The organism is Mesorhizobium sp. ES1-6 (assembly GCF_020164775.1).
Lineage (GTDB): Bacteria > Pseudomonadota > Alphaproteobacteria > Rhizobiales > Rhizobiaceae > Mesorhizobium.
In genome coordinates, this window is sequence record NZ_JAIUGU010000003.1 from 437,042 (window position 1) to 455,961 (window position 18,920).

The window sequence follows — 18,920 nt, forward strand, 5'->3', positions numbered from 1 at the left end:
AGTTTCTTCTCCCCGTTCACGGGCTGGATATGGCGGCTCACCCTCCGTAGCCGCAGCGCAGCTGCCGCGAGGGACGGGCAGTCAGATGAGGGGCAGCGCCCACGTGCAGGATGATTCCAAATTGGCAAACGAGGGGCACAGCCCCTCATCCGCCCTTCGGGCAGACATCGCCATCATCGGCGGCGGCATCATCGGCATCTGCGCGGCGGCCTTCTTGGCCGAGGCGGGGCTGGATGTCACCGTTTTCGACCGCACCGGCATCTGCGAGGAGACGAGCTCCGGCAACGCCGCCGCCTTTGCCTTTTCCGACGTGCTGCCGCTGGCCCACAAGGGCATGATCCGCCAGCTGCCGAAATGGCTCGCCGATCCACTCGGCCCGCTCAGCATTCCGCCCGCCTACCTGCCGAAGCTTCTGCCCTGGTTGATCCGGTTCTGGCGCGCCGGCGCGCCAGGGAAATACGAGGCGAGCCTGACGGCTCAGGCCGGCATGATGAAGCTTGCCGAGGCCGAATGGATGGATCTGATCGATCGTTCCGGAACGCGGCCGATGCTGCGCGAGGACGGTTCGCTCGAACTCTACGAAAGCGAGGCGGAATTCCGCGCCTCGCTGTCGGGCTGGGCGGCGCGCGAGCGTTTCGGCATCGGCTTCCGGCATGTCGAGGGCGAGGCACTGGCGGGCTTGCAGCCGGGGCTGTCGCCGCGTTTCGTCAAGGGCACCTTCGTGCCGGGATGGAAGACGGTCGCCGACCCAAAACTGCTCGGCAAGGCGGTGTGGGCTTACGCGCAGTCCAGGGGTGCCCGCTTCGAGATGGCCCGCGTCGAGCGGGTCGCCGCAGACCAGGAAGGCGCTGTGCTGACGCTGGCCGACGGCTCGACGAGGCAAGCCAGGCAACTCGTCATAGCCGCGGGCGCATGGTCGCACCTGCTGGCGCGACAACTCGGCGATCGCATTCCGCTGGAGACCGAACGCGGCTACAACACGACCTTGCCGGGGAGCGCCTTCGACGTGAAGCGGCAGCTGATCTTCTCCGGCCATGGCTTCGTCGTCACGCCGCTCGAAACCGGCCTGCGTGTCGGCGGTGCCGTGGAGCTCGGCGGCATCGATCGGCCGCCCAATTTCGACAGGTCGAAAGCGCTCCTGCAAAAGGCGCGGAAATTCCTGCCGGGGCTCGATCCCTCCGGCGGGCGCGAATGGATGGGGTTCCGGCCCTCGCTGCCGGATTCGGTGCCCGTCATCGGCAAGGCGACGCGAAGCCGTCAGGTTATCTATGCCTTCGGCCACGGCCATCTCGGCCTGACCCAGGCCGCGGCAACCGGAAGGTTGATCCTGGAATTCGTTCTGGGGCAGACTTCGTCCGTTGATCCGGCCCCCTTCAGCCCACAACGATTTTGATTTTTTCGAGTTTTGATTTTCGAGGAGCGACATGGCCAAGAAATCCTTCTTCTGCATCGACGGCCACACCTGCGGCAACCCGGTGCGGCTGGTCGCCGGCGGCGGCCCGCTGCTGCAGGGCTCGACGATGATGGAGCGGCGCGCGCATTTCCTTGCCGAGTATGACTGGATCCGCACCGGGCTGATGTTCGAGCCGCGCGGCCATGACGTGATGTCCGGCTCGATCCTCTATCCGCCGACGCGCGAGGATTGCGACATCGCCATCCTGTTCATCGAGACCTCCGGTTGCCTGCCCATGTGCGGCCACGGCACCATCGGCACGGTGACGATGGCCATCGAGCACGGCTTGATCAAGCCGAAGACGCCCGGCGTGCTCAGGCTCGATACGCCGGCCGGCCTTGTCATCGCCGAGTACAAGCAGGTCGGCGAGTATGTCGAGGAGGTGCGCATCACCAACGTGCCGTCCTTCCTCCATGCCGAAGGGCTGACGGTCGAATGTCCGGGGCTCGGCGAAATATCAGTCGATGTCGCCTATGGCGGCAATTTCTACGCCATTGTCGAGCCGCAGGCGAACTACCGTGACATGGCCGATCATTCCGCCGGGGACTTCATCGCCTGGAGCCCGGTGGTGCGGCAGCGGCTCAACGAGAAGTACACCTTCGTCCATCCGGAAAATCCCGGCATCGCCGGACTGTCGCACATGCTGTGGACCGGGAAGCCGACGGTCGAGGGCGCGGACGCGCGCAATGCCGTCTTCTACGGCGACAAGGCGATCGACCGCTCCCCCTGCGGCACCGGCACCTCGGCGCGCATGGCGCAGCTCCATGCCAAGGGCAAGCTCAAGGCCGGCGACGCCTTCGTCCATGAATCGATCATCGGTTCGCTGTTCAAGGGCAAGGTCGAAAAGGAGGTCACTGTTGCTGGTAAATCGGCGATCATCCCATCGATCGGCGGCTGGGCGAGGATGACTGGACTGAACACCATCTTCATCGACGACCGCGATCCGTTCGCGCACGGTTTTGTGGTCAGGTAAGGAGAATCCTGACCCAACGGAAAGTAGTGTGACGAAAAAGCGAACCGTGTCAGGAACGCAAGGATTCCTCTCATCACCTAATTTTGACGGTGATTTCTTCGAAACGCGGCGCATGATGCGCCTCAATCGTCAAAGACATTGCGTTATGCCAATGATAGGGTCCGCGATAGTCCAGGGGTCGGGTGCAAAAAAGGGGCGATCGGAAAGGCGTGATGTGGAAGCACGCGGAGCGATCAGAAAAATCACGTTGCAATCCGGGCTCGAAACTTTACGACTAGGGGAAATACGAAAAGGAATGCGTCTGCATGGGCGACATTCCAGGGGAGCCATGTACACATGCAGTACTTTGTCCAGCAGCTTATCAATGGGCTGACGCTGGGATCGATCTATGGGCTGATCGCGATCGGCTACACGATGGTCTACGGCATCATCGGCATGATCAATTTCGCCCATGGCGATATCTTCATGGTGGGTGCCTTCGCGGCGCTGATCGTTTTCCTGATCCTGACTTCGCTGTTTTATTCGGTGCCCGTGGTCATCGCGCTGCTGATCATGATGGTCGTGGCGATGCTGCTCACCAGCCTCTACAACTGGACGATCGAGAAGGTGGCCTACCGGCCGCTGCGCGGTTCGTTCCGGCTGGCGCCGCTGATCACCGCCATCGGGATGTCGATCGCGCTGTCGAACTTCGTCCAGGTGACGCAAGGGCCGCGCAACAAGCCGATCCCGCCGATGGTCAGCCAAGTCTACAACATCAACGGCGTCAGCGTGTCGCTGAAGCAGATCATCATCGTCATCGTCACGGCCTTGCTGCTGGCGCTGTTCTGGTACCTGGTCAACAAGACCTCGCTTGGCCGGGCGCAACGCGCCTGCGAGCAGGACCGCAAGATGGCGGCACTGCTGGGCATCGACGTCGACCGCACCATCTCGATCACCTTCATCATGGGTGCAGCACTCGCGGCCGTCGCCGGCACGTTGTTCCTGATGTACTACGGCGTCATCGCCTTCTCTGACGGCTTTACGCCGGGTGTTAAGGCATTCACGGCGGCGGTGCTTGGCGGTATCGGCTCATTGCCTGGTGCCGTGCTGGGCGGCTTGCTGATCGGCTTCATCGAAAGCATGTGGTCGGCTTACTTCTCCATCGACTACAAGGACGTCGCGGCGTTTTCGATCCTGGCGATCGTGCTGATCTTCCTGCCTTCCGGCATATTGGGCCGGCCAGAAGTCGAAAAGGTCTGAGACCATGGCCGTGACCGTATCTCCTGAGCGCGACACCGTCGCCAGTCCCATGCAGCGCGCGCTGCGCGAGGGCTTCTATGCCGGCGCCATCGCGCTTGGCTTGTTCGTGCTGTTCATCGGCCTCAAGACCGACCAGAACATCTCCAACGAACTGGTCTTGGTGCAGCGCTGGGGCCTGCTGGCCGCCGTGGTCATCGCCACGGCCGTCGGCCGTTTCCTCTACGTCGCCTATGGCCAGCCTTTCATGGCCAACCAGAAAATCACCAATGTCGCCACCGGCCTGTTGCCGGCCAGCGTCGCATCGCGCTTCTTCCAACTGCCCTGGTTCATAGCGGCAATCGTCGCTGTGGTGCTGTTGTTCGTGTTCAACAGCTCGCTCGCCGGATGGGTCGGAGCGGAACCGGCAGGCTATCTGCAGTTCCTGCGCGCCCTGGCGGTCATCTACGTGCTGGCCTGCGTGATCTATTACTTCCGTGGCTTCATCCACGCCAACTTCACCAAACTCGGCATTGCCGCGTTGGTGCTCTATCCGATCCTTGTCGTCGTCGTGCTGTCGTTGATGTCGTGGTCTATCGCCACCGGGCTGCAGGGCTCGCTGAAATGGGTCGACAATTTCGGCATCCAGATCCTGATCTATGTGATGCTGGCCTGGGGCCTCAACATCGTCGTCGGCCTCGCCGGACTGCTCGATCTCGGCTACGTCGCCTTCTATGCGGTCGGCGCCTACGCCTATGCGCTGCTTGGCACGACCTATGGCCTGTCGTTCTGGATACTGCTTCCGGCGGCCGGTGCCATGGCCGCCTTCTGGGGCGTGCTGCTCGGCTTTCCGGTGCTACGCCTGCGCGGCGACTATCTGGCGATCGTCACCCTTGCCTTCGGCGAGATCATCCGCCTTGTGCTGATCAACTGGCGCGACGTGACCAACGGATCGGCCGGTATCTCCGGCATCCCGAAAGTCACCTTCTTCGGCCTGATGACCTTCAATGTCTCGGACCCCAACTATATCGCCAAGGTCCTGCACCTCGCGACCTCGAGTGCCTACTACAAGATCTTCCTCTACTACCTGATCCTGGCGCTTTGCATGCTCACCGCCTTCGTCACCATCAGGCTGAGGCGCATGCCTGTCGGCCGCGCCTGGGAAGCCTTGCGCGAGGACGAGATCGCCTGCCGTTCGCTCGGCATCAACACGACGACGACCAAGCTGACCGCCTTTGCCACCGGCGCCATGTTCGGCGGTTTCGCCGGCGCATTCTTCGCCGCCCGGCAAGGCTTCGTCAGCCCGGAATCCTTCGTCTTCCTGGAATCGGCCATCATCCTGGCCATCGTCGTGCTTGGCGGCATGGGCTCGCTGGTCGGCATCGCCGTCGCGGCGCTGGTCATGATCGGCGGCACCGAGGCGCTGCGCGAACTCGACTTCCTCAAGCAGGTCTTCGGGCCCGATTTCACGCCGGAACTCTACCGCATGCTGCTGTTCGGCATGGCCATGGTCATCGTCATGCTGTGGAAGCCGCGCGGCTTCGTGGGCAGTCGTGAGCCGACCGCCTTCCTTAAGGAGCGAAGGGCTGTCTCGAGCTCCTTCACCAAGGAAGGACACGGCTGATGAACGCAAGCGCAATTCAGAGGACCAATCCGGGCATGAAAGACGCCATTCTGCAGGTCGAGCACCTGTCGATGAAGTTCGGCGGCCTGGTCGCCATCGGCGACCTGTCGTTCGAAGCCCGGCGCGGCGAGATCACGGCGCTGATCGGGCCCAACGGTGCCGGCAAGACCACCGTGTTCAACTGCATCACCGGCTTCTACAAGCCTTCGGAAGGCATGATCACGCTCAACCGCGCCGATGGCTCCAGCTACCTGCTGGAACGGCTGCCCAACCATGAGATCCCGGCGCGCGCCAAGGTGGCGCGCACCTTCCAGAACATCCGCCTGTTCTCAGGCATGACGCTGCTGGAGAACCTGCTGGTCGCCCAGCACAACAAGCTGATGAAAGCTTCGGGCTACACGATCCTAGGGCTGTTTGGCTTCAGCGGCTATCGAAAGGCCTCGGCCGAATCGGTGGAGCTTGCCAAGCACTGGCTGGAGAAGGCCGATCTCGTCGATCGCGCCGACGATCCGGCCGGCGACCTGCCTTACGGCGCGCAGCGGCGGCTCGAGATCGCGCGCGCCATGTGCACCGGCCCGGAGCTTCTGTGCCTCGACGAACCGGCGGCCGGTCTCAACCCGAAGGAATCGGCGGCTCTCAACGAACTGTTGATGGGGATCAAGCACACGACAGGCACCTCGATCCTCCTGATCGAGCACGACATGTCGGTGGTCATGCAGATCTCCGACCATGTCGTGGTGCTGGAATATGGCCGCAAGATTTCCGACGGCAATCCGCAGTCGGTGCGCACCGATCCGCGCGTCATCGCCGCCTATCTCGGCGTCGACGACGAGGAGGTCGAGACCGTGCTCACCGAAGTCGGCGACGAGGACGTTATCGAACAGCTCGACATCGGTCCTGACTCCGCGCATGGCCCGGGAACATCGTCGTCGTATCTGGCCGGTCCGGTGAGCGACACGGTCGGCCATAGCCAAGGTGAACGCGTAACCGTGTCGAAAGGCGCCTCCAAAGCGGCGCAGGTCGATGCCCGTGCCGTCAGCGTGGCAAGCAGGCCCGTTGCGCCGACACCGGCGCCGGCCAAGCCCGCCGCGAAGAAGGCGGCACCAAGGAAAATGGCTGCCAAGGCGCCTGCGGCGAAGGCCGAAGGCGTTTCGAACCGTCTCCCTGCCCCGCGTGGCGGCAAGGCCGACAATCTGACCCGCATCAAGGGCATCGGCACGGTCAACGAGAAGAAGCTCAACGAACACGGCATTTTCCACTTCGACCAGATCGGCGCCTGGAAGAAAGCCGACGTCGAGGCGGTCGAAGCCTATCTCGCCTTCGACGGACGCATCAGCCGCGAGGAATGGGTCAAGCAAGCCAAGCTGCTCGACCGGGGCAAGGATACGGAGTTCTCGCGCCGCGTCGACGCCGGCAAGGTGGCGACCAGCCATACGTCCGGAAAGACTGCCGGCGCGGCGTCGGGGAAAGCCGCGACCAAGCCTGCGACGGGCAAGCGCGGAGGGGGCAAGTGATGGCCGGGAAAACGCTGCTCGATATCAAGGGCGTGCAGACCTATTACGGCAACATCCGTGCGCTGAACGGCGTCGATGTCTCCGTCAACGAGGGTGAGATCGTGGCGCTGATCGGAGCCAACGGCGCCGGCAAATCGACGCTGATGATGACCATATTCGGAGCGCCACGCGCCCGAACGGGTACCATCACCTTCGCCGGCACCGACATCACCCAGTTGCCGACGCACGAGATCGCGCGCCTTCGCATCGCGCAATCGCCCGAGGGCCGGCGCATCTTTCCGCGCATGACGGTGATGGAAAACCTGCAGATGGGGGCCAGCCTCGACAACCTCAAGCACTATGACGAGGACGTCGAGAAGGTGTTCACCCTATTCCCGCGCCTGAAGGAGCGCATCGCCCAGCGCGGCGGCACGCTGTCGGGCGGAGAGCAGCAGATGCTGTCGATCGGGCGCGCGTTGATGGCGCGGCCGAAACTACTTCTGCTCGACGAGCCGTCGCTGGGTCTGGCACCGCTGATCGTCAAGCAGATCTTCGATGCCATCCGTGAGTTGAACCGCACGCAGGGGCTGACCGTGTTCCTGGTCGAGCAGAACGCGTTCGGCGCGCTCAAGCTCGCCACGCGCGGCTATGTCATGGTCAACGGCAATGTGACGATGAGCGGCACCGGCAAGGAGCTGCTCGCCAATCCGGAAGTGCGCGCCGCCTATCTCGAAGGCGGACATCACTGAGTTCAGGAGACTTCCCATGCAAGGCATTCTCTACGAGGAACCGTCGGTCTGGCAGTTCTTCTTCGTCACCTGCCTGCTCGGCGGCTGGGCGGCATGGATGACGGGCAAAGCCAGTGCCCAGACATGGCGCAGCTTCATCCAGCTGTTTGCCTATCTGCTCGGCCTCGGCGTCGGCATCCGCTTCATCCACCACGCGCTGTTCAACGGCACGATGTTCTCGCTGCATTACTATATCGTCGACACCATCGTGCTGATGATACTGGGCTTCGTCGGCTATCAATACACACGAACGAACCAGATGGTCACACAGTATAATTGGCTCTACGAAAGAGCTTCAATCTTGAGCTGGAAACCGAAAGGTTGACGTTCATCATTAACGCCGCGTCAGGGATGAATCGGCGTGACAAGTGCCTGAAAATCGGCAAACTATGCTTTCTGCGATAAGGGTGGGCATCGCATGAAAGCTTCATCCACGCCCACTCCGTTAATGGGAGCGTTTAAATGAAAAAGTCACTTTTGTCCGCCGTGGCCCTGACCGCGCTCGTCGCGTTCGGCGGCAATGCGTGGGCTGATGTAATGTTCGGCGTTGCCGGTCCGATCACCGGCCCGAACGCTGCCTTCGGCGCACAGCTGCAGAAGGGCGCGGAAGCAGCCGTTGCCGACATCAATGCCAAGGGCGGCATCAATGGCGAGCAGATCAAGCTCGAAGTCGGCGACGACGTCTCCGATCCGAAGCAGGGCATCTCGGTCGCCAACAAGTTCGTCGGCGACGGCGTCAAGTTCGTGGTCGGCCACTTCAACTCGGGCGTGTCGATCCCGGCCTCGGAAGTCTACGCTGAAAACAACATCGTCGAAGTCACGCCGGCCGCGACCAATCCGAAGTTCACCGAGCGTGGCCTGTGGAACGTGTTCCGTACCTGCGGACGCGACGACCAGCAGGGCGGCATCGCCGGCGCCTACATCGCGGCGAATTTCAAGGATGCCAAGGTAGCGGTCATCCATGACAAGACCCCTTATGGCCAGGGCCTTGCCGACGAAACCAAGAAGGCGATGAATGCCGCCGGCGTCACGGAAGTGATGTATGAAGGCGTCAATGTCGGCGACAAGGACTTCTCGGCGCTCATCGCCAAGATGAAGGAAGCCGGCGTCACCCTGATCTATTGGGGTGGCCTGCACACCGAAGCCGGCCTGATCATCCGCCAGTCCGCGGACCAGGGCCTCAAGGCCACGTTGATGTCGGGTGACGGCATCGTCACGGACGAACTCGCCGCGATCGCGGGCGACGCCGTCGCCGGCACGCTCAACACGTTCGGCCCCGACCCGCGCCTGATTCCGGCCAACAAGGAACTCGTCGAGAAGTTCCGCGCGCAGGGTTTCGAGCCGGAAGCCTACACGCTTTACGCCTACGCAGCCGTGCAGGCGATCGCCGAAGCGGCTACCAACGCCAAGTCGAACGACCCGCAGGCCGTTGCCAAGGCGCTGCATGAAAACGGACCGTACCCGACCGTGCTGGGCGATCTCGCCTATGACGCCAAGGGCGACCCGAAGCTGCCGGGCTACATCATGTACGAATGGAAGAAGAAGGACGACGGGAAGTATTCCTGGTTCCCGAAGTCGTAATTCATTCGGTTCCGCAACCAACGATGCCCGGCGCCTCGCGCCGGGCATTTTTTTTACGCGCGCCTGCAGCCGGCTACGTCAGGGTGAGCCTTCGTCAGCCAGGAGAGATCGCATCCAGGATCGAAATTGTCGCCATTGTTCCGTCCGTTCGACACGATGCGTGCGAGTGTTGGCCGGACAATTGGCCTAAATCGGTTTAAATCTGTGCCGATTTTGTTTGCACTGCAGCATTTTCACGCTAATCATTGCCGCGATTTCCCGTTCCTTCCGTTGCTGGAGCCCAATCCTTGGCCATCACGAAGATCCTCGTCGCCAACCGGTCAGAAATCGCCATCCGCGTCTTTCGCGCGGCCAATGAGCTGGGCCTCAAAACCGTGGCGATCTGGGCCGAGGAAGACAAATATTCGCTGCACCGCTTCAAGGCCGACGAAAGCTATCAGGTCGGGCGCGGCCCGCATCTGAGCAAGGACATGGGGCCGATCGAGAGCTATCTGTCGATCGAGGAGGTGATCCGCGTCGCCAGGCTGTCGGGCGCCGATGCCATCCACCCCGGCTACGGGCTGCTGTCGGAAAGCCCCGAATTCGCCGAGGCCTGCGCGCAAGCAGGCATCACCTTCATTGGTCCGAAGCCGGACACGATGCGGCGCCTCGGCAACAAGGTCGCCGCGCGCAATCTCGCCATCGAGGTCGGCGTGCCCGTGGTGCCGGCCACCGATCCGTTGCCGGACGACATGGAAGCGGTCAAGGAGCTCGCCAAGACGGTCGGTTATCCGGTCATGCTGAAGGCTTCGTGGGGAGGCGGTGGTCGCGGCATGCGCGCCATCCGTTCCGAGGCCGAGCTCGCCCGCGAGGTCATGGAAGGCAAGCGCGAGGCGAAAGCCGCCTTCGGCAAGGACGAGGTCTATCTCGAAAAGCTGATCGAGCGCGCCCGCCATGTCGAGGTGCAGGTGCTTGGCGACACGCATGGCAACGCCGTGCATCTGTTCGAGCGCGACTGCTCGATCCAGCGCCGCAACCAGAAGGTCGTGGAACGCGCGCCGGCGCCCTATCTCAGCGAGGACCTGCGCCAGGAGCTTTGCGGCTACGCGCTGAAGATCGCGCGCGAGACCAGCTATATCGGCGCCGGCACGGTCGAATTCCTGCAGGACGCCGACACCGGCAAGTTCTACTTCATCGAGGTCAATCCGCGCATCCAGGTCGAGCACACCGTCACCGAGATGGTGACCGGCATCGACATCGTGAAGGCGCAGATCCACATCCTCGACGGCTTCGCCATCGGCACGCCGGAATCGGGCGTGCCGGCGCAGCGGGACATCCGGCTGAACGGTCATGCCTTGCAATGCCGCATCACCACGGAAGACCCGGAGCACAATTTCATTCCGGACTATGGCCGCATCACCGCCTATCGCGGCGCCACCGGCTTCGGCATCCGCCTTGATGGCGGCACGGCCTATTCCGGCGCGGTCATCACCCGCTTCTACGATCCGCTGCTGGAGAAGGTCACGGCCTGGGCGCCGAGACCGGCCGAGACGATCGCCCGCATGAACCGCGCCCTGCGCGAATTCCGCATCCGCGGCGTCGCCACCAACCTCACCTTCCTCGAAGCGATCATCAATCACCCGAGCTTCGCCGACAATTCCTATACGACCAGGTTCATCGACACGACGCCGGAGCTGTTCCAGCAGGTCAAGCGCCAGGACCGCGCCACCAAGCTCATCAATTATCTGGCCGACGTCAGCGTCAACGGCCATCCCGAGACGCGCGGCCGGCCAATGCCGAAGGCGGACGCGGCAGCGCCCGTGGTGCCCTACCTCAACGGCAATGTGCCTGGTGGCAGCAAGCAGAAGCTCGACGTGCTGGGGCCGGAGAAATTCGCCGGCTGGATGCGCGAGCAGAGGCAAGTGCTGGTCACCGACACGACGATGCGCGACGGCCATCAGTCGCTCCTGGCGACGCGCGTGCGCACGCATGACATTGCCGGCATCGCCGGCACTTACGCGCGGGCGCTGCCGCAACTGTTGTCGCTGGAGTGCTGGGGCGGCGCCACTTTCGACGTCGCGATGCGCTTCCTCACAGAGGATCCGTGGGAGCGGCTGTCGCTGGTGCGGGAAGCCGCGCCCAACCTGTTGCTGCAGATGCTGCTGCGCGGCGCCAACGGCGTCGGCTACACCAATTATCCCGACAATGTCGTGCAGCATTTCGTCAAGCAGGCGGCGGCGGGCGGCATCGACCTGTTCCGCGTCTTCGATTGCCTGAACTGGGTCGAGAACATGCGCGTCGCCATGGATGCGGTGGGGGCCGAGGGCAAGCTGATCGAAGCGGCGATGTGCTATACCGGCGACATCCTCGATCCGGCGCGGGCCAAATACGATCTCAAATATTATGTCGGGCTGGCCGGCGAATTGCGGGCCGCCGGCGCTCACATCATCGCGGTCAAGGACATGGCCGGCCTGCTGAAGCCGGCGGCGGCCCGTGTGCTGTTCAAGGCGCTGCGCGAGGCGACCGACCTGCCGATCCATTTCCACACCCACGACACGTCGGGCCTGTCGGCCGCGACGGTGCTGGCGGCGGTGGAAAGCGGCGTCGACGCCATCGACGCGGCGATGGACGCCTTCTCCGGCAACACGTCGCAGCCATGCCTCGGCTCGATCGTCGAAGCGCTGAAGGGCACCGAGCGCGATCCGGGCCTCGATCCGCAATGGATCCGCAAGATCTCGTTCTACTGGGAAGCGGTGCGCAACCAGTACGCCGCCTTCGAGAGCGACCTGAAAGGGCCGGCCTCGGAGGTCTATCTGCATGAAATGCCGGGCGGGCAGTTCACCAATCTGAAGGAACAGGCACGTTCGCTCGGGCTGGAGACACGCTGGCACGAGGTGGCGCAGACCTACCACGACGTCAATCTGATGTTCGGTGATATCGTCAAGGTGACGCCGTCGTCCAAGGTCGTCGGCGACATGGCGCTGATGATGGTGAGCCAGGACCTGACCGTTGCCGATGTCGAGAACCCGGCGCGCGACATCGCCTTCCCGGACTCGGTCGTGTCGATGCTGCGCGGCGATCTAGGCCAGTCCCCGGGCGGCTGGCCACAGGAGCTGCAGAAGAAGGCGCTGAAGGGCGACAAGCCGATCACGGCGCGGCCTGGATCCTTGCTCAAGCCGGCCGACCTCGAAAAGAGCCGCAAGGAGATCGAGGACAAGCTCGAGCGCAAGCTGTCGGAATACGAGTTCGCCTCGTGGCTAATGTATCCGAAGGTGTTTTCCGACTTCGTCGCGGCGCAGGAGACCTATGGCCCGGTCAGCGTCCTGCCGACGCCCACTTATTTCTACGGCATGAAGTCCGAAGACGAGATTTTCGTCGATATCGAGAAGGGCAAGACGCTGGTCGTGCGCTGCCTCGCCATCGGCGATGTCGACGACAAAGGCATGGTCACCGTGTTCTTCGAGCTCAACGGCCAGCCGCGCCGCGTGAAGGTGCCCGACCGGGCGCATGGCGCATCCGCCGCCAAGGCACGCCGCAAGGCCGAGCCCGGCAACGAGGCGCATGTCGGGGCACCGATGCCGGGCGTGGTCTCGGCGCTCTCGGTGGCAGCTGGCCAGGCGGTGAAGGCCGGCGACGTGCTGCTTTCCATCGAGGCGATGAAGATGGAGACGGCGCTGCATGCCGAGCGCGACGGCACGGTTGCCGAGGTGCTGGTCAAGGCAGGCGACCAGATCGATGCCAAGGATCTGCTCATAGCGTTCAATTAGCCAGGCACCCTTGCTGGATGGCTGGCGGCTTCTGACGGCAGCCCTCACCGCTCATTCGATAACAGCTTGACCCGCCGGCCCCGGTCGGGCATCGAACCGCTGAAATTCGCCGCGGCACGGTTCCCGAGTCGCGGCGCGGAACCGTTCCCTGGAGAAAAACATGGCCGACGATATCACCGAAACCAGCCAGACTGTTGCCGCCGGCCAGCTGCGTGCCTTGATCGAGCGCATCGAGCGGCTCGAGGAAGAAAAGAAGACGATTTCCGACGACATCAAGGAAGTGTTCGCCGAGGCCAAGGGCACCGGCTTCGACACCAAGGCAATTCGCACCATCATCCGGTTGCGCAAGAAGGACCAGGCCGAGCGCCAGGAAGAGGATGCCATCCTTGATCTGTACATGGCCGCGCTCGGCATGGAGTAAGGCCAAGGGCTCATGATGGTTTCCGGGGTCGACCATGAGTGAGTTCGACTTCGGCGGCCGTCGTGCCTTGGAATTCCGTCATCGCGGCTTCTGGTCGCTGTTTGCCGAACGGCATCCGGAAGAAAGAGCCCGGCTGGCGCGGCGCGGGCCCTGGTTCTGGCAGCGCGGGCTGCCGGATTTCGCTTTGGTCCTTTCCATGTATGTCGCGCCGGCGCAGAACCATGTCGGCGTCTTCTTCGGCCGCAACGAGAAGTTCGGCGCCACGCAGGCGTGGGCGCGGCTGGAGCCGTTCCGGCCGGCGATCGAGGACAGGCTGAAGCTCCGGCCGGAACAAAGCTGCGAAGGCCTCGGCATCAATTCGATGTGGCGGGTGAACTGCTTTGCCGAGGACAATTGGCCGGCGATGACCGACTGGCTGGTGACGGAATGCTCGCGTGTCGAGCACGCTGTTGTCGAAGTGCTTGGGCGGGGTAAGCCGCCATGATGGTGGATTTCTTCGGCGCGCGCTGGCGTGGGCAGATACCGCTGGAGCGGCTGTTCTGGCGCGACACGATGTTGATCGCCACTGCAATCAACATCGCTTCATCGGCGGCCGCCCTGGTGCTGCTCGGCCTGAAGATGCCGCTCGCGCTGGTGCTGGCGGTGCATTTCGCCCCGGTGCCCTACAACGTCTTTCTCGCTCTCGCCGTCTGGCGGACCGCCGAGAAATCCGGCGGCGCCAAGGCCTCGCTGATGATGCTGGGTTCGGCGCTCTGGCTGATCGCCACGGTCGTCGTCTGAGGCAGGCATCCAATTACGAAAAAGGGCGGCCGCAGCCGCCCTTCGCGAGAGATGCTGACGCCTCGTTCAGGCCGCCGGCTCGAATTTCAGCGCAACGCCGTTGATGCAGTAGCGCAGGCCTGTCGGCGGCGGGCCGTCCTCGAAGACATGGCCGAGATGGCTGCCGCAACGGGAGCAGTGGCATTCGGTGCGGACCATGCCGTAGCTGCGGTCGACGGTGTTCTCGACCGAACCCGGAACGGGATCGTTGAAGCTCGGCCAGCCGGTGCCGCTCTCGAACTTCAGCGTGGATTGGAACAGCGGCTGGTCGCAGCCGACGCAGGAAAAAGTGCCGGCGCGCTTCTCGTAGAGCAGGGCGCAGCTGCCCGGCCGCTCGGTGCCGTGGTTGCGCATGACGGCGTATTGCTCAGGAGTCAGCCGGGCGCGCCATTCGGCATCGGTGCGGGTGACGGGATAGGCGTGGGTGTCCATGAAGAATCTCCTCGGCCTTGGCGGCTCGTTGTTGGTTGTAATCGCTATTCGCCAAAAGATAGGCGTTTGTTACACGTCTGCCCAGTGTCTGGCATGTCGCCCGTCTCAATGTTTCCGAGACAATTGTCTGGTCGCCGCCTCCAGCCCGGCGAGCGTCATGGGGAACATGCGGTCGCCGAAGATGCCGCGGATCATGGCGATCGAATGGGTGTAGCCCCAGTTCTTTTCGCTCTCGGGGTTCAGCCACACCGCGTTCGGCCATTGCTGCAAGAGCCGGCCGAGCCAAACCGAGCCAGCCTCCGGGTTCCAATGCTCGACCGAGCCACCGGGGTGAGCGATCTCGTAAGGGCTCATCGAGGCGTCGCCGACGACGATGACCTTGTAGTCGGGGCCGTATTTGTGGAGGAGATCGAAGGTCGAAATCGTCTCGGCATGGCGGCGGCGATTGTCCTTCCACACGCCTTCGTAGAGGCAGTTGTGGAAATAGAAATATTCGAGCTGGCGGAATTCCGCGCGCGCCGCCGAAAACAGCTCCTCGACGCTCTTGATGTGATCGTCCATCGAGCCGCCGACATCGAAGAACATCAGAAGCTTCACCGCGTTGCGGCGCTCGGGCCGTGTCTGGACATCGAGATAGCCGTGCTCGGCGGTGGCGTGGATGGTGCCGGGCAAGTCGAACTCTTCCTCGGCACCCTCGCGCACCCAGCGGCGCAGGCGCTTCAGCGCGATCTTGATGTTGCGGGTGCCGAGTTCGACCGCATCGTCAAAATTCCTGAATTCGCGCTTGTCCCAGACTTTCACCGCGCGCCGGTTGCGGCTTTCAGCTTGCCCGATGCGCACGCCTTCGGGATTGTAACCATAGGCGCCGAAGGGCGAGGTGCCGCCCGTGCCGATCCATTTCGAGCCGCCCTGGTGACGGCCCTTCTGCTCCTCGAGCCGCTGCTTCAAGGTCTCCATCAGCTTCTCGAAACCGCCGAGCGCCTCGACCAGTTTTTTCTCTTCCTCGGTCAGGTGCTTTTCGGCGAGCCGGCGCAGCCATTCCTCGGGAATATTGGCGACATCAACCGCATCCGGTCCGCCCAGCGCCTCGATGCCCTTGAAGACATGCGCGAAGACCTGGTCGAAGCGGTCGATGTGGCGCTCGTCCTTCACCAGGGCGGCGCGGGCGAGGTAGTAAAACCCCTCGACGTCATAATCGACAAGCCCGGCTTCCAGCCCTTCGAGCAGAGAGAGATATTCCCTGAGCGAGACGGGAACGCGTGCTGCCTTCAGTTCGAGGAAGAAGGGAAGGAACATGGCCGGTTACAGCAAATCATACTCGATGAAGCCCGTCCTGCGCGCGACGCGGTCGTAGAGCTTGCGCGCGGTGGCGTTGGTTTCGTGCGTCATCCAGTAGACGTTTTTCACCCCGATCTTGCCGGCCTCCTGCTTCACCGCTTCGATGAGGGCGGCGCCGATGCCCTTGCCGCGCACATCAGGGTCGGCGAACAGGTCTTGCAGGTAGCAGTTGTTTTTCTCCGACCAGCCGGAGCGGTGGTAGAGATAATGGGTGAGGCCGACGGCCCTGCCGTCTAGGGTTGCGATAAAACCCTTCGGCTCGAACTCGCCAGCCGTGAACAGCCGCTTCCAGGTGATCGCGTAGACCTCTTCCGGCAGCTTCGTCTCGTAGAAGGTCAGGTAGTCGGTCCACAGGCGCCGCCAGTCGGCATGGTCGGATTGCGCGAGCGGGCGGACGGTGATTTCGGTCATTTCGCCTCCTCCAGGGCCTGATCCGTCCAGACAGAATCAGGGTTGCGCGCAGTTTCGCCTAAACCGCCGGCGAATTGTACTCGCCAAATGCGGTCGCCAGCATATGCAGTGCCTCGCGGGCTCGCGGCGCCAGCCTGTGCGAATGCAGCACCACTTCGGACGGATCAAGCGGCGGCAGGCCGAGCTTGCGGCTGACTTCGACCAGTCCTGGAGGAGCGACGCGGTGGGCGAGGGCGGAAACCGCAAAGCCCGCCGACACCGCAATGTTGACGGCCGCGCCACCGCCACCGACGAAGGACTCCTCCCAGGCGATGCCAGCCTTGTCCAGTGTCTCGACCGCCCGCACACGGTCCGGGCAGCTGCATATGGTGCTCAGGAGAGCGAGGCGTAGCGGCGTCCCGCGCTGCCATTCGAAGGAAGGGGTCGCGAACCAGCCATAATGGTTGCGCGACAAGGTCCGGCCCGGACGGCTGTCGCCTTCGCGGTGCACGATGATCGCATCGAGTTCGCCGCGATCGAACGCCTCTTTCAGCACCGTGCTGGTGTCGATCCTCAGACTGAGCGTGAGCGAAGGATCATGCGCGTGGATCTGGGCGATCAGGACGGAAAGCTCCGGGCCGGCGGCGTGATCGACAAAGCCGAGCGCAAGCCGGCAAGGGGCGGCGGCAAACTCCGCCATGGCGCGCTCATGCGCGGCAAGGAAATCTCGTGCGGACGGGAGAAAAACCGCTCCCTTCGGCGACAGGCTGACCCGGCGCGGCGTGCGTTCGATCAGCCGCGCCCCGAGCTTTTCCTCGAGCCGGCGCAGCTTGACGCTGATCGTTGCCTGGGTGCTGCCGAGCGCGGCGGCGGCACGGGTAAAGCTCTGCAGGTCGGCCACCATCACAAAGGTGCGAACGGCATCGACGTCTAGGCTGGTCATTCAGGACCTCTTTGGGTAGGCATTCGATTTTGTCATTTCTGAAATAGAAATTCATAGCCTTTTTTCATGGTCGAGTCTCCTTTATTCCACGCTGACCGCGGAAGAGCACTGCCGCTCATCTCAATGTTGCGAGGACCGATATGCCGTTTGAACGAAACACCATCGCGCTGACCGGCGTGTGCCTGGCGTCGCTGCTGTTCGGGCTCGAAATCTCCAGCGTGCCGGTGATCCTGTCGAAACTGGAAAGCGTTCTCGCCGCCGACTTCAAAGACCTGCAATGGATCATGAACGCCTATACGATCGCCTGCACCACGGTGCTGATGGCGACGGGCACCCTGGCCGATCGTTTCGGCCGCAAGCGCGTGATGGTGGCCACAACCGTCGCCTTCGGCCTCGCATCGCTGCTGTGCGGCCTGGCGACCAGCGCGCCGCTGTTGATTGCCGCGCGCTTTCTGCAGGGGCTCGCGGGCGGGGCGATGCTGACCTGCAGCGTGGCCGTGCTGTCGCATCAGTTCCAGGATGGAAAGGCGCGCGGCAAGGCCTTTGTCGCCTGGAGCGTCGTGGCCGGCATCGGGCTCGGGTTCGGCCCCGCCATCGGCGGGCTGATCGTGGCGTTGTCGAACTGGCAATGGGTATTTCTGATCCACGTGCCGCTGGCTATCCTGGCGCTCGCCTTCATCGGCGCCGGTGTGGCGGAATCGCGCGATCACAACGCCCGGAAGCTCGACTGGGCGGGCATGCTGACACTTTCGGCCGCGGTTTTCGGCTTCTCCTATCTGATCACGCAAGGTGGCGATCTCGGCACAGGCGTCCGCATCGGCGTGACCATCGCGTCGGTGGCGGCCTTCATCGCATTCGTTGTCGCCGAAAAGATCAATCCCTATCCGATGTTCGATTTCTCCGTGTTCCGCATCCGCCAGTTTTCGGGCGCGATCATGGGCGCGATCGGCATGAATTTCAGCTACTGGCCGTTCATCATCTATCTGCCGATCTATTATTCCGGCGTGCTTGGCTACGACAGCACAACCACCGGCCTTCTGCTGCTGGTCTATACGCTGCCGTTCATGGTGATGCCGCCGCTCGCCGAGCGCCTGCGCGCACGGTATCAGGCGCGGATTGCCATTCCGCTTGGCCTGTTGACGCTGGGGATCGGGTTCATCGCCATGTGGGTCGGGTCCGGGCTGGAGGGAGCGAACTGGATGACCATGCTGCCGGGCACGCTGATCGCCGGCATCGGCATCGGCCTGACCAATTCACCGACCACCAACACCACGACCGGCGCGGTGTCGCCGGACCGGGCCGGCATGGCTTCCGGCATCGATATCAGCGCGCGGCTGATCACGCTCGCCATCAACATAGCGGTTCTGGGCCTGTTGCTGACGCAAGGGATCGCCGCTTATCTCGGCAAGGCGCTCGGCCCGGCGCTTGATGCCGGTGAGATAAGGACGCTGGCGGAAAGGATCGCCACCGGCAATCTCTCCGATCTTGTGCGGGAGACGCCCTCGCTTGCAACCCTCGACCCGTCCGGCGCCATCGTGCATGCAGCCCTGGTCCATGGCTTCGGCTGGGTCATGCTCTATTGCGGGATTGGCGTTCTTGCCCTGTCGGTCATCGGTTTCGTCATCTTCGGACCGAAGCGCGTCGCGCCGCTGGAGAGAAGGTTTGCCGCCGCCGAGTGAGCGGCCGAAGACTGCTCGTGGAGGG

General features: G+C 63.2%; 17 protein-coding genes. 13 read left to right on the plus strand and 4 right to left on the minus strand.

Going from position 1 to position 18,920, the window contains the following annotated elements; genetic code table 11:
* Positions 1 to 85 precede the first annotated feature (85 nt).
* From LB564_RS10925 to LB564_RS10980, 12 genes are all read left to right on the plus strand, one after another.
* Complete coding sequence (locus LB564_RS10925) at positions 86 to 1,393, plus strand: NAD(P)/FAD-dependent oxidoreductase (protein WP_224537479.1); 1,308 nt, start codon at positions 86 to 88, stop codon at positions 1,391 to 1,393.
* Positions 1,394 to 1,424: 31 nt separating this feature from the next.
* Positions 1,425 to 2,426, plus strand: coding sequence for a 4-hydroxyproline epimerase (locus tag LB564_RS10930; protein ID WP_140702472.1), 1,002 nt, complete (start codon positions 1,425 to 1,427; stop codon positions 2,424 to 2,426).
* Between the two features lie 336 nt (positions 2,427 to 2,762).
* Positions 2,763 to 3,665, plus strand: coding sequence for a branched-chain amino acid ABC transporter permease (locus LB564_RS10935; RefSeq protein ID WP_140702470.1), 903 nt, complete (start codon positions 2,763 to 2,765; stop codon positions 3,663 to 3,665).
* Between the two features lie 4 nt (positions 3,666 to 3,669).
* Positions 3,670 to 5,265 (plus strand): high-affinity branched-chain amino acid ABC transporter permease LivM, encoded by a 1,596-nt coding sequence (livM, locus tag LB564_RS10940; protein ID WP_224537481.1) that lies wholly within the window; start codon positions 3,670 to 3,672, stop codon positions 5,263 to 5,265.
* Positions 5,265 to 6,779, plus strand: coding sequence for an ATP-binding cassette domain-containing protein (locus tag LB564_RS10945; protein WP_224537483.1), 1,515 nt, complete (start codon positions 5,265 to 5,267; stop codon positions 6,777 to 6,779). The genes livM and LB564_RS10945 overlap by 1 nt, the downstream gene beginning before the upstream one ends.
* Positions 6,779 to 7,507 (plus strand): ABC transporter ATP-binding protein, encoded by a 729-nt coding sequence (locus LB564_RS10950; RefSeq protein WP_140702465.1) that lies wholly within the window; start codon positions 6,779 to 6,781, stop codon positions 7,505 to 7,507. The genes LB564_RS10945 and LB564_RS10950 overlap by 1 nt, the downstream gene beginning before the upstream one ends.
* 16 nt (positions 7,508 to 7,523) lie before the next feature.
* The gene (locus tag LB564_RS10955; RefSeq protein ID WP_140702463.1) at positions 7,524 to 7,871 is read left to right on the plus strand and encodes a DUF6867 family protein; all 348 of its coding nucleotides are present in this window, start codon (positions 7,524 to 7,526) and stop codon (positions 7,869 to 7,871) included.
* Positions 7,872 to 8,008: 137 nt separating this feature from the next.
* Positions 8,009 to 9,127, plus strand: coding sequence for a branched-chain amino acid ABC transporter substrate-binding protein (locus LB564_RS10960; protein WP_140702461.1), 1,119 nt, complete (start codon positions 8,009 to 8,011; stop codon positions 9,125 to 9,127).
* Between the two features lie 287 nt (positions 9,128 to 9,414).
* Positions 9,415 to 12,873: a pyruvate carboxylase gene (gene pyc / locus LB564_RS10965; protein WP_224537486.1), complete on the plus strand. Its 3,459-nt coding sequence runs from the start codon at positions 9,415 to 9,417 to the stop codon at positions 12,871 to 12,873.
* A gap of 160 nt (positions 12,874 to 13,033) precedes the next feature.
* Positions 13,034 to 13,294 carry a DUF2312 domain-containing protein gene (locus LB564_RS10970; RefSeq protein WP_140702457.1) on the plus strand — a complete coding sequence of 87 codons (261 nt, stop codon included), beginning with the start codon at positions 13,034 to 13,036 and terminating at the stop codon, positions 13,292 to 13,294.
* A gap of 34 nt (positions 13,295 to 13,328) precedes the next feature.
* Positions 13,329 to 13,778, plus strand: coding sequence for a hypothetical protein (locus tag LB564_RS10975; RefSeq protein ID WP_140702455.1), 450 nt, complete (start codon positions 13,329 to 13,331; stop codon positions 13,776 to 13,778).
* Positions 13,775 to 14,074: a hypothetical protein gene (locus tag LB564_RS10980; RefSeq protein WP_140702453.1), complete on the plus strand. Its 300-nt coding sequence runs from the start codon at positions 13,775 to 13,777 to the stop codon at positions 14,072 to 14,074. The genes LB564_RS10975 and LB564_RS10980 overlap by 4 nt, the downstream gene beginning before the upstream one ends.
* Positions 14,075 to 14,140: 66 nt before the next feature.
* On the opposite strand, the gene msrB is transcribed toward LB564_RS10980, so the two are convergent.
* The 4 genes from msrB to LB564_RS11000 form a co-directional block, all read right to left on the minus strand.
* Entirely contained in the window at positions 14,141 to 14,545 is a 405-nt protein-coding gene (gene msrB / locus LB564_RS10985) for a peptide-methionine (R)-S-oxide reductase MsrB (protein WP_140702451.1), read from the minus strand.
* Positions 14,546 to 14,650: 105 nt separating this feature from the next.
* Positions 14,651 to 15,841, minus strand: a complete 1,191-nt coding sequence (locus tag LB564_RS10990; RefSeq protein ID WP_224537488.1) for a vWA domain-containing protein — start codon at positions 15,839 to 15,841, stop codon at positions 14,651 to 14,653.
* 6 nt (positions 15,842 to 15,847) lie between these two features.
* Positions 15,848 to 16,294 carry a GNAT family N-acetyltransferase gene (locus LB564_RS10995; RefSeq protein WP_224537491.1) on the minus strand — a complete coding sequence of 149 codons (447 nt, stop codon included), beginning with the start codon at positions 16,292 to 16,294 and terminating at the stop codon, positions 15,848 to 15,850.
* A 58-nt stretch (positions 16,295 to 16,352) separates the two neighbouring features.
* Complete coding sequence (locus tag LB564_RS11000; protein ID WP_140702445.1) at positions 16,353 to 17,216, minus strand: LysR family transcriptional regulator; 864 nt, start codon at positions 17,214 to 17,216, stop codon at positions 16,353 to 16,355.
* 140 nt (positions 17,217 to 17,356) lie between these two features.
* Between LB564_RS11000 and LB564_RS11005 the strand changes: the two genes are divergently transcribed.
* Complete coding sequence (locus tag LB564_RS11005; RefSeq protein ID WP_224537493.1) at positions 17,357 to 18,895, plus strand: MFS transporter; 1,539 nt, start codon at positions 17,357 to 17,359, stop codon at positions 18,893 to 18,895.
* Positions 18,896 to 18,920: the final 25 nt, after the last annotated feature.

What these genes read in the sequence shown, in the direction of transcription:
- LB564_RS10925 (WP_224537479.1), top strand. Translation starts at nt 86, where the DNA reads ATGAGGGGCAGCGCCCACGTGCAGGATGATTCCAAATTGGCAAACGAG.
- LB564_RS10930 (WP_140702472.1), top strand. Translation starts at nt 1,425, where the DNA reads ATGGCCAAGAAATCCTTCTTCTGCATCGACGGCCACACCTGCGGCAAC.
- LB564_RS10935 (WP_140702470.1), top strand. Translation starts at nt 2,763, where the DNA reads ATGCAGTACTTTGTCCAGCAGCTTATCAATGGGCTGACGCTGGGATCG.
- livM (WP_224537481.1), top strand. Translation starts at nt 3,670, where the DNA reads ATGGCCGTGACCGTATCTCCTGAGCGCGACACCGTCGCCAGTCCCATG.
- LB564_RS10945 (WP_224537483.1), top strand. Translation starts at nt 5,265, where the DNA reads ATGAACGCAAGCGCAATTCAGAGGACCAATCCGGGCATGAAAGACGCC.
- LB564_RS10950 (WP_140702465.1), top strand. Translation starts at nt 6,779, where the DNA reads ATGGCCGGGAAAACGCTGCTCGATATCAAGGGCGTGCAGACCTATTAC.
- LB564_RS10955 (WP_140702463.1), top strand. Translation starts at nt 7,524, where the DNA reads ATGCAAGGCATTCTCTACGAGGAACCGTCGGTCTGGCAGTTCTTCTTC.
- LB564_RS10960 (WP_140702461.1), top strand. Translation starts at nt 8,009, where the DNA reads ATGAAAAAGTCACTTTTGTCCGCCGTGGCCCTGACCGCGCTCGTCGCG.
- LB564_RS10970 (WP_140702457.1), top strand. Translation starts at nt 13,034, where the DNA reads ATGGCCGACGATATCACCGAAACCAGCCAGACTGTTGCCGCCGGCCAG.
- LB564_RS10975 (WP_140702455.1), top strand. Translation starts at nt 13,329, where the DNA reads ATGAGTGAGTTCGACTTCGGCGGCCGTCGTGCCTTGGAATTCCGTCAT.
- LB564_RS10980 (WP_140702453.1), top strand. Translation starts at nt 13,775, where the DNA reads ATGATGGTGGATTTCTTCGGCGCGCGCTGGCGTGGGCAGATACCGCTG.
- msrB (WP_140702451.1), bottom strand. Translation starts at nt 14,545, where the DNA reads ATGGACACCCACGCCTATCCCGTCACCCGCACCGATGCCGAATGGCGC.
- LB564_RS10990 (WP_224537488.1), bottom strand. Translation starts at nt 15,841, where the DNA reads ATGTTCCTTCCCTTCTTCCTCGAACTGAAGGCAGCACGCGTTCCCGTC.
- LB564_RS10995 (WP_224537491.1), bottom strand. Translation starts at nt 16,294, where the DNA reads ATGACCGAAATCACCGTCCGCCCGCTCGCGCAATCCGACCATGCCGAC.
- LB564_RS11000 (WP_140702445.1), bottom strand. Translation starts at nt 17,216, where the DNA reads ATGACCAGCCTAGACGTCGATGCCGTTCGCACCTTTGTGATGGTGGCC.
- LB564_RS11005 (WP_224537493.1), top strand. Translation starts at nt 17,357, where the DNA reads ATGCCGTTTGAACGAAACACCATCGCGCTGACCGGCGTGTGCCTGGCG.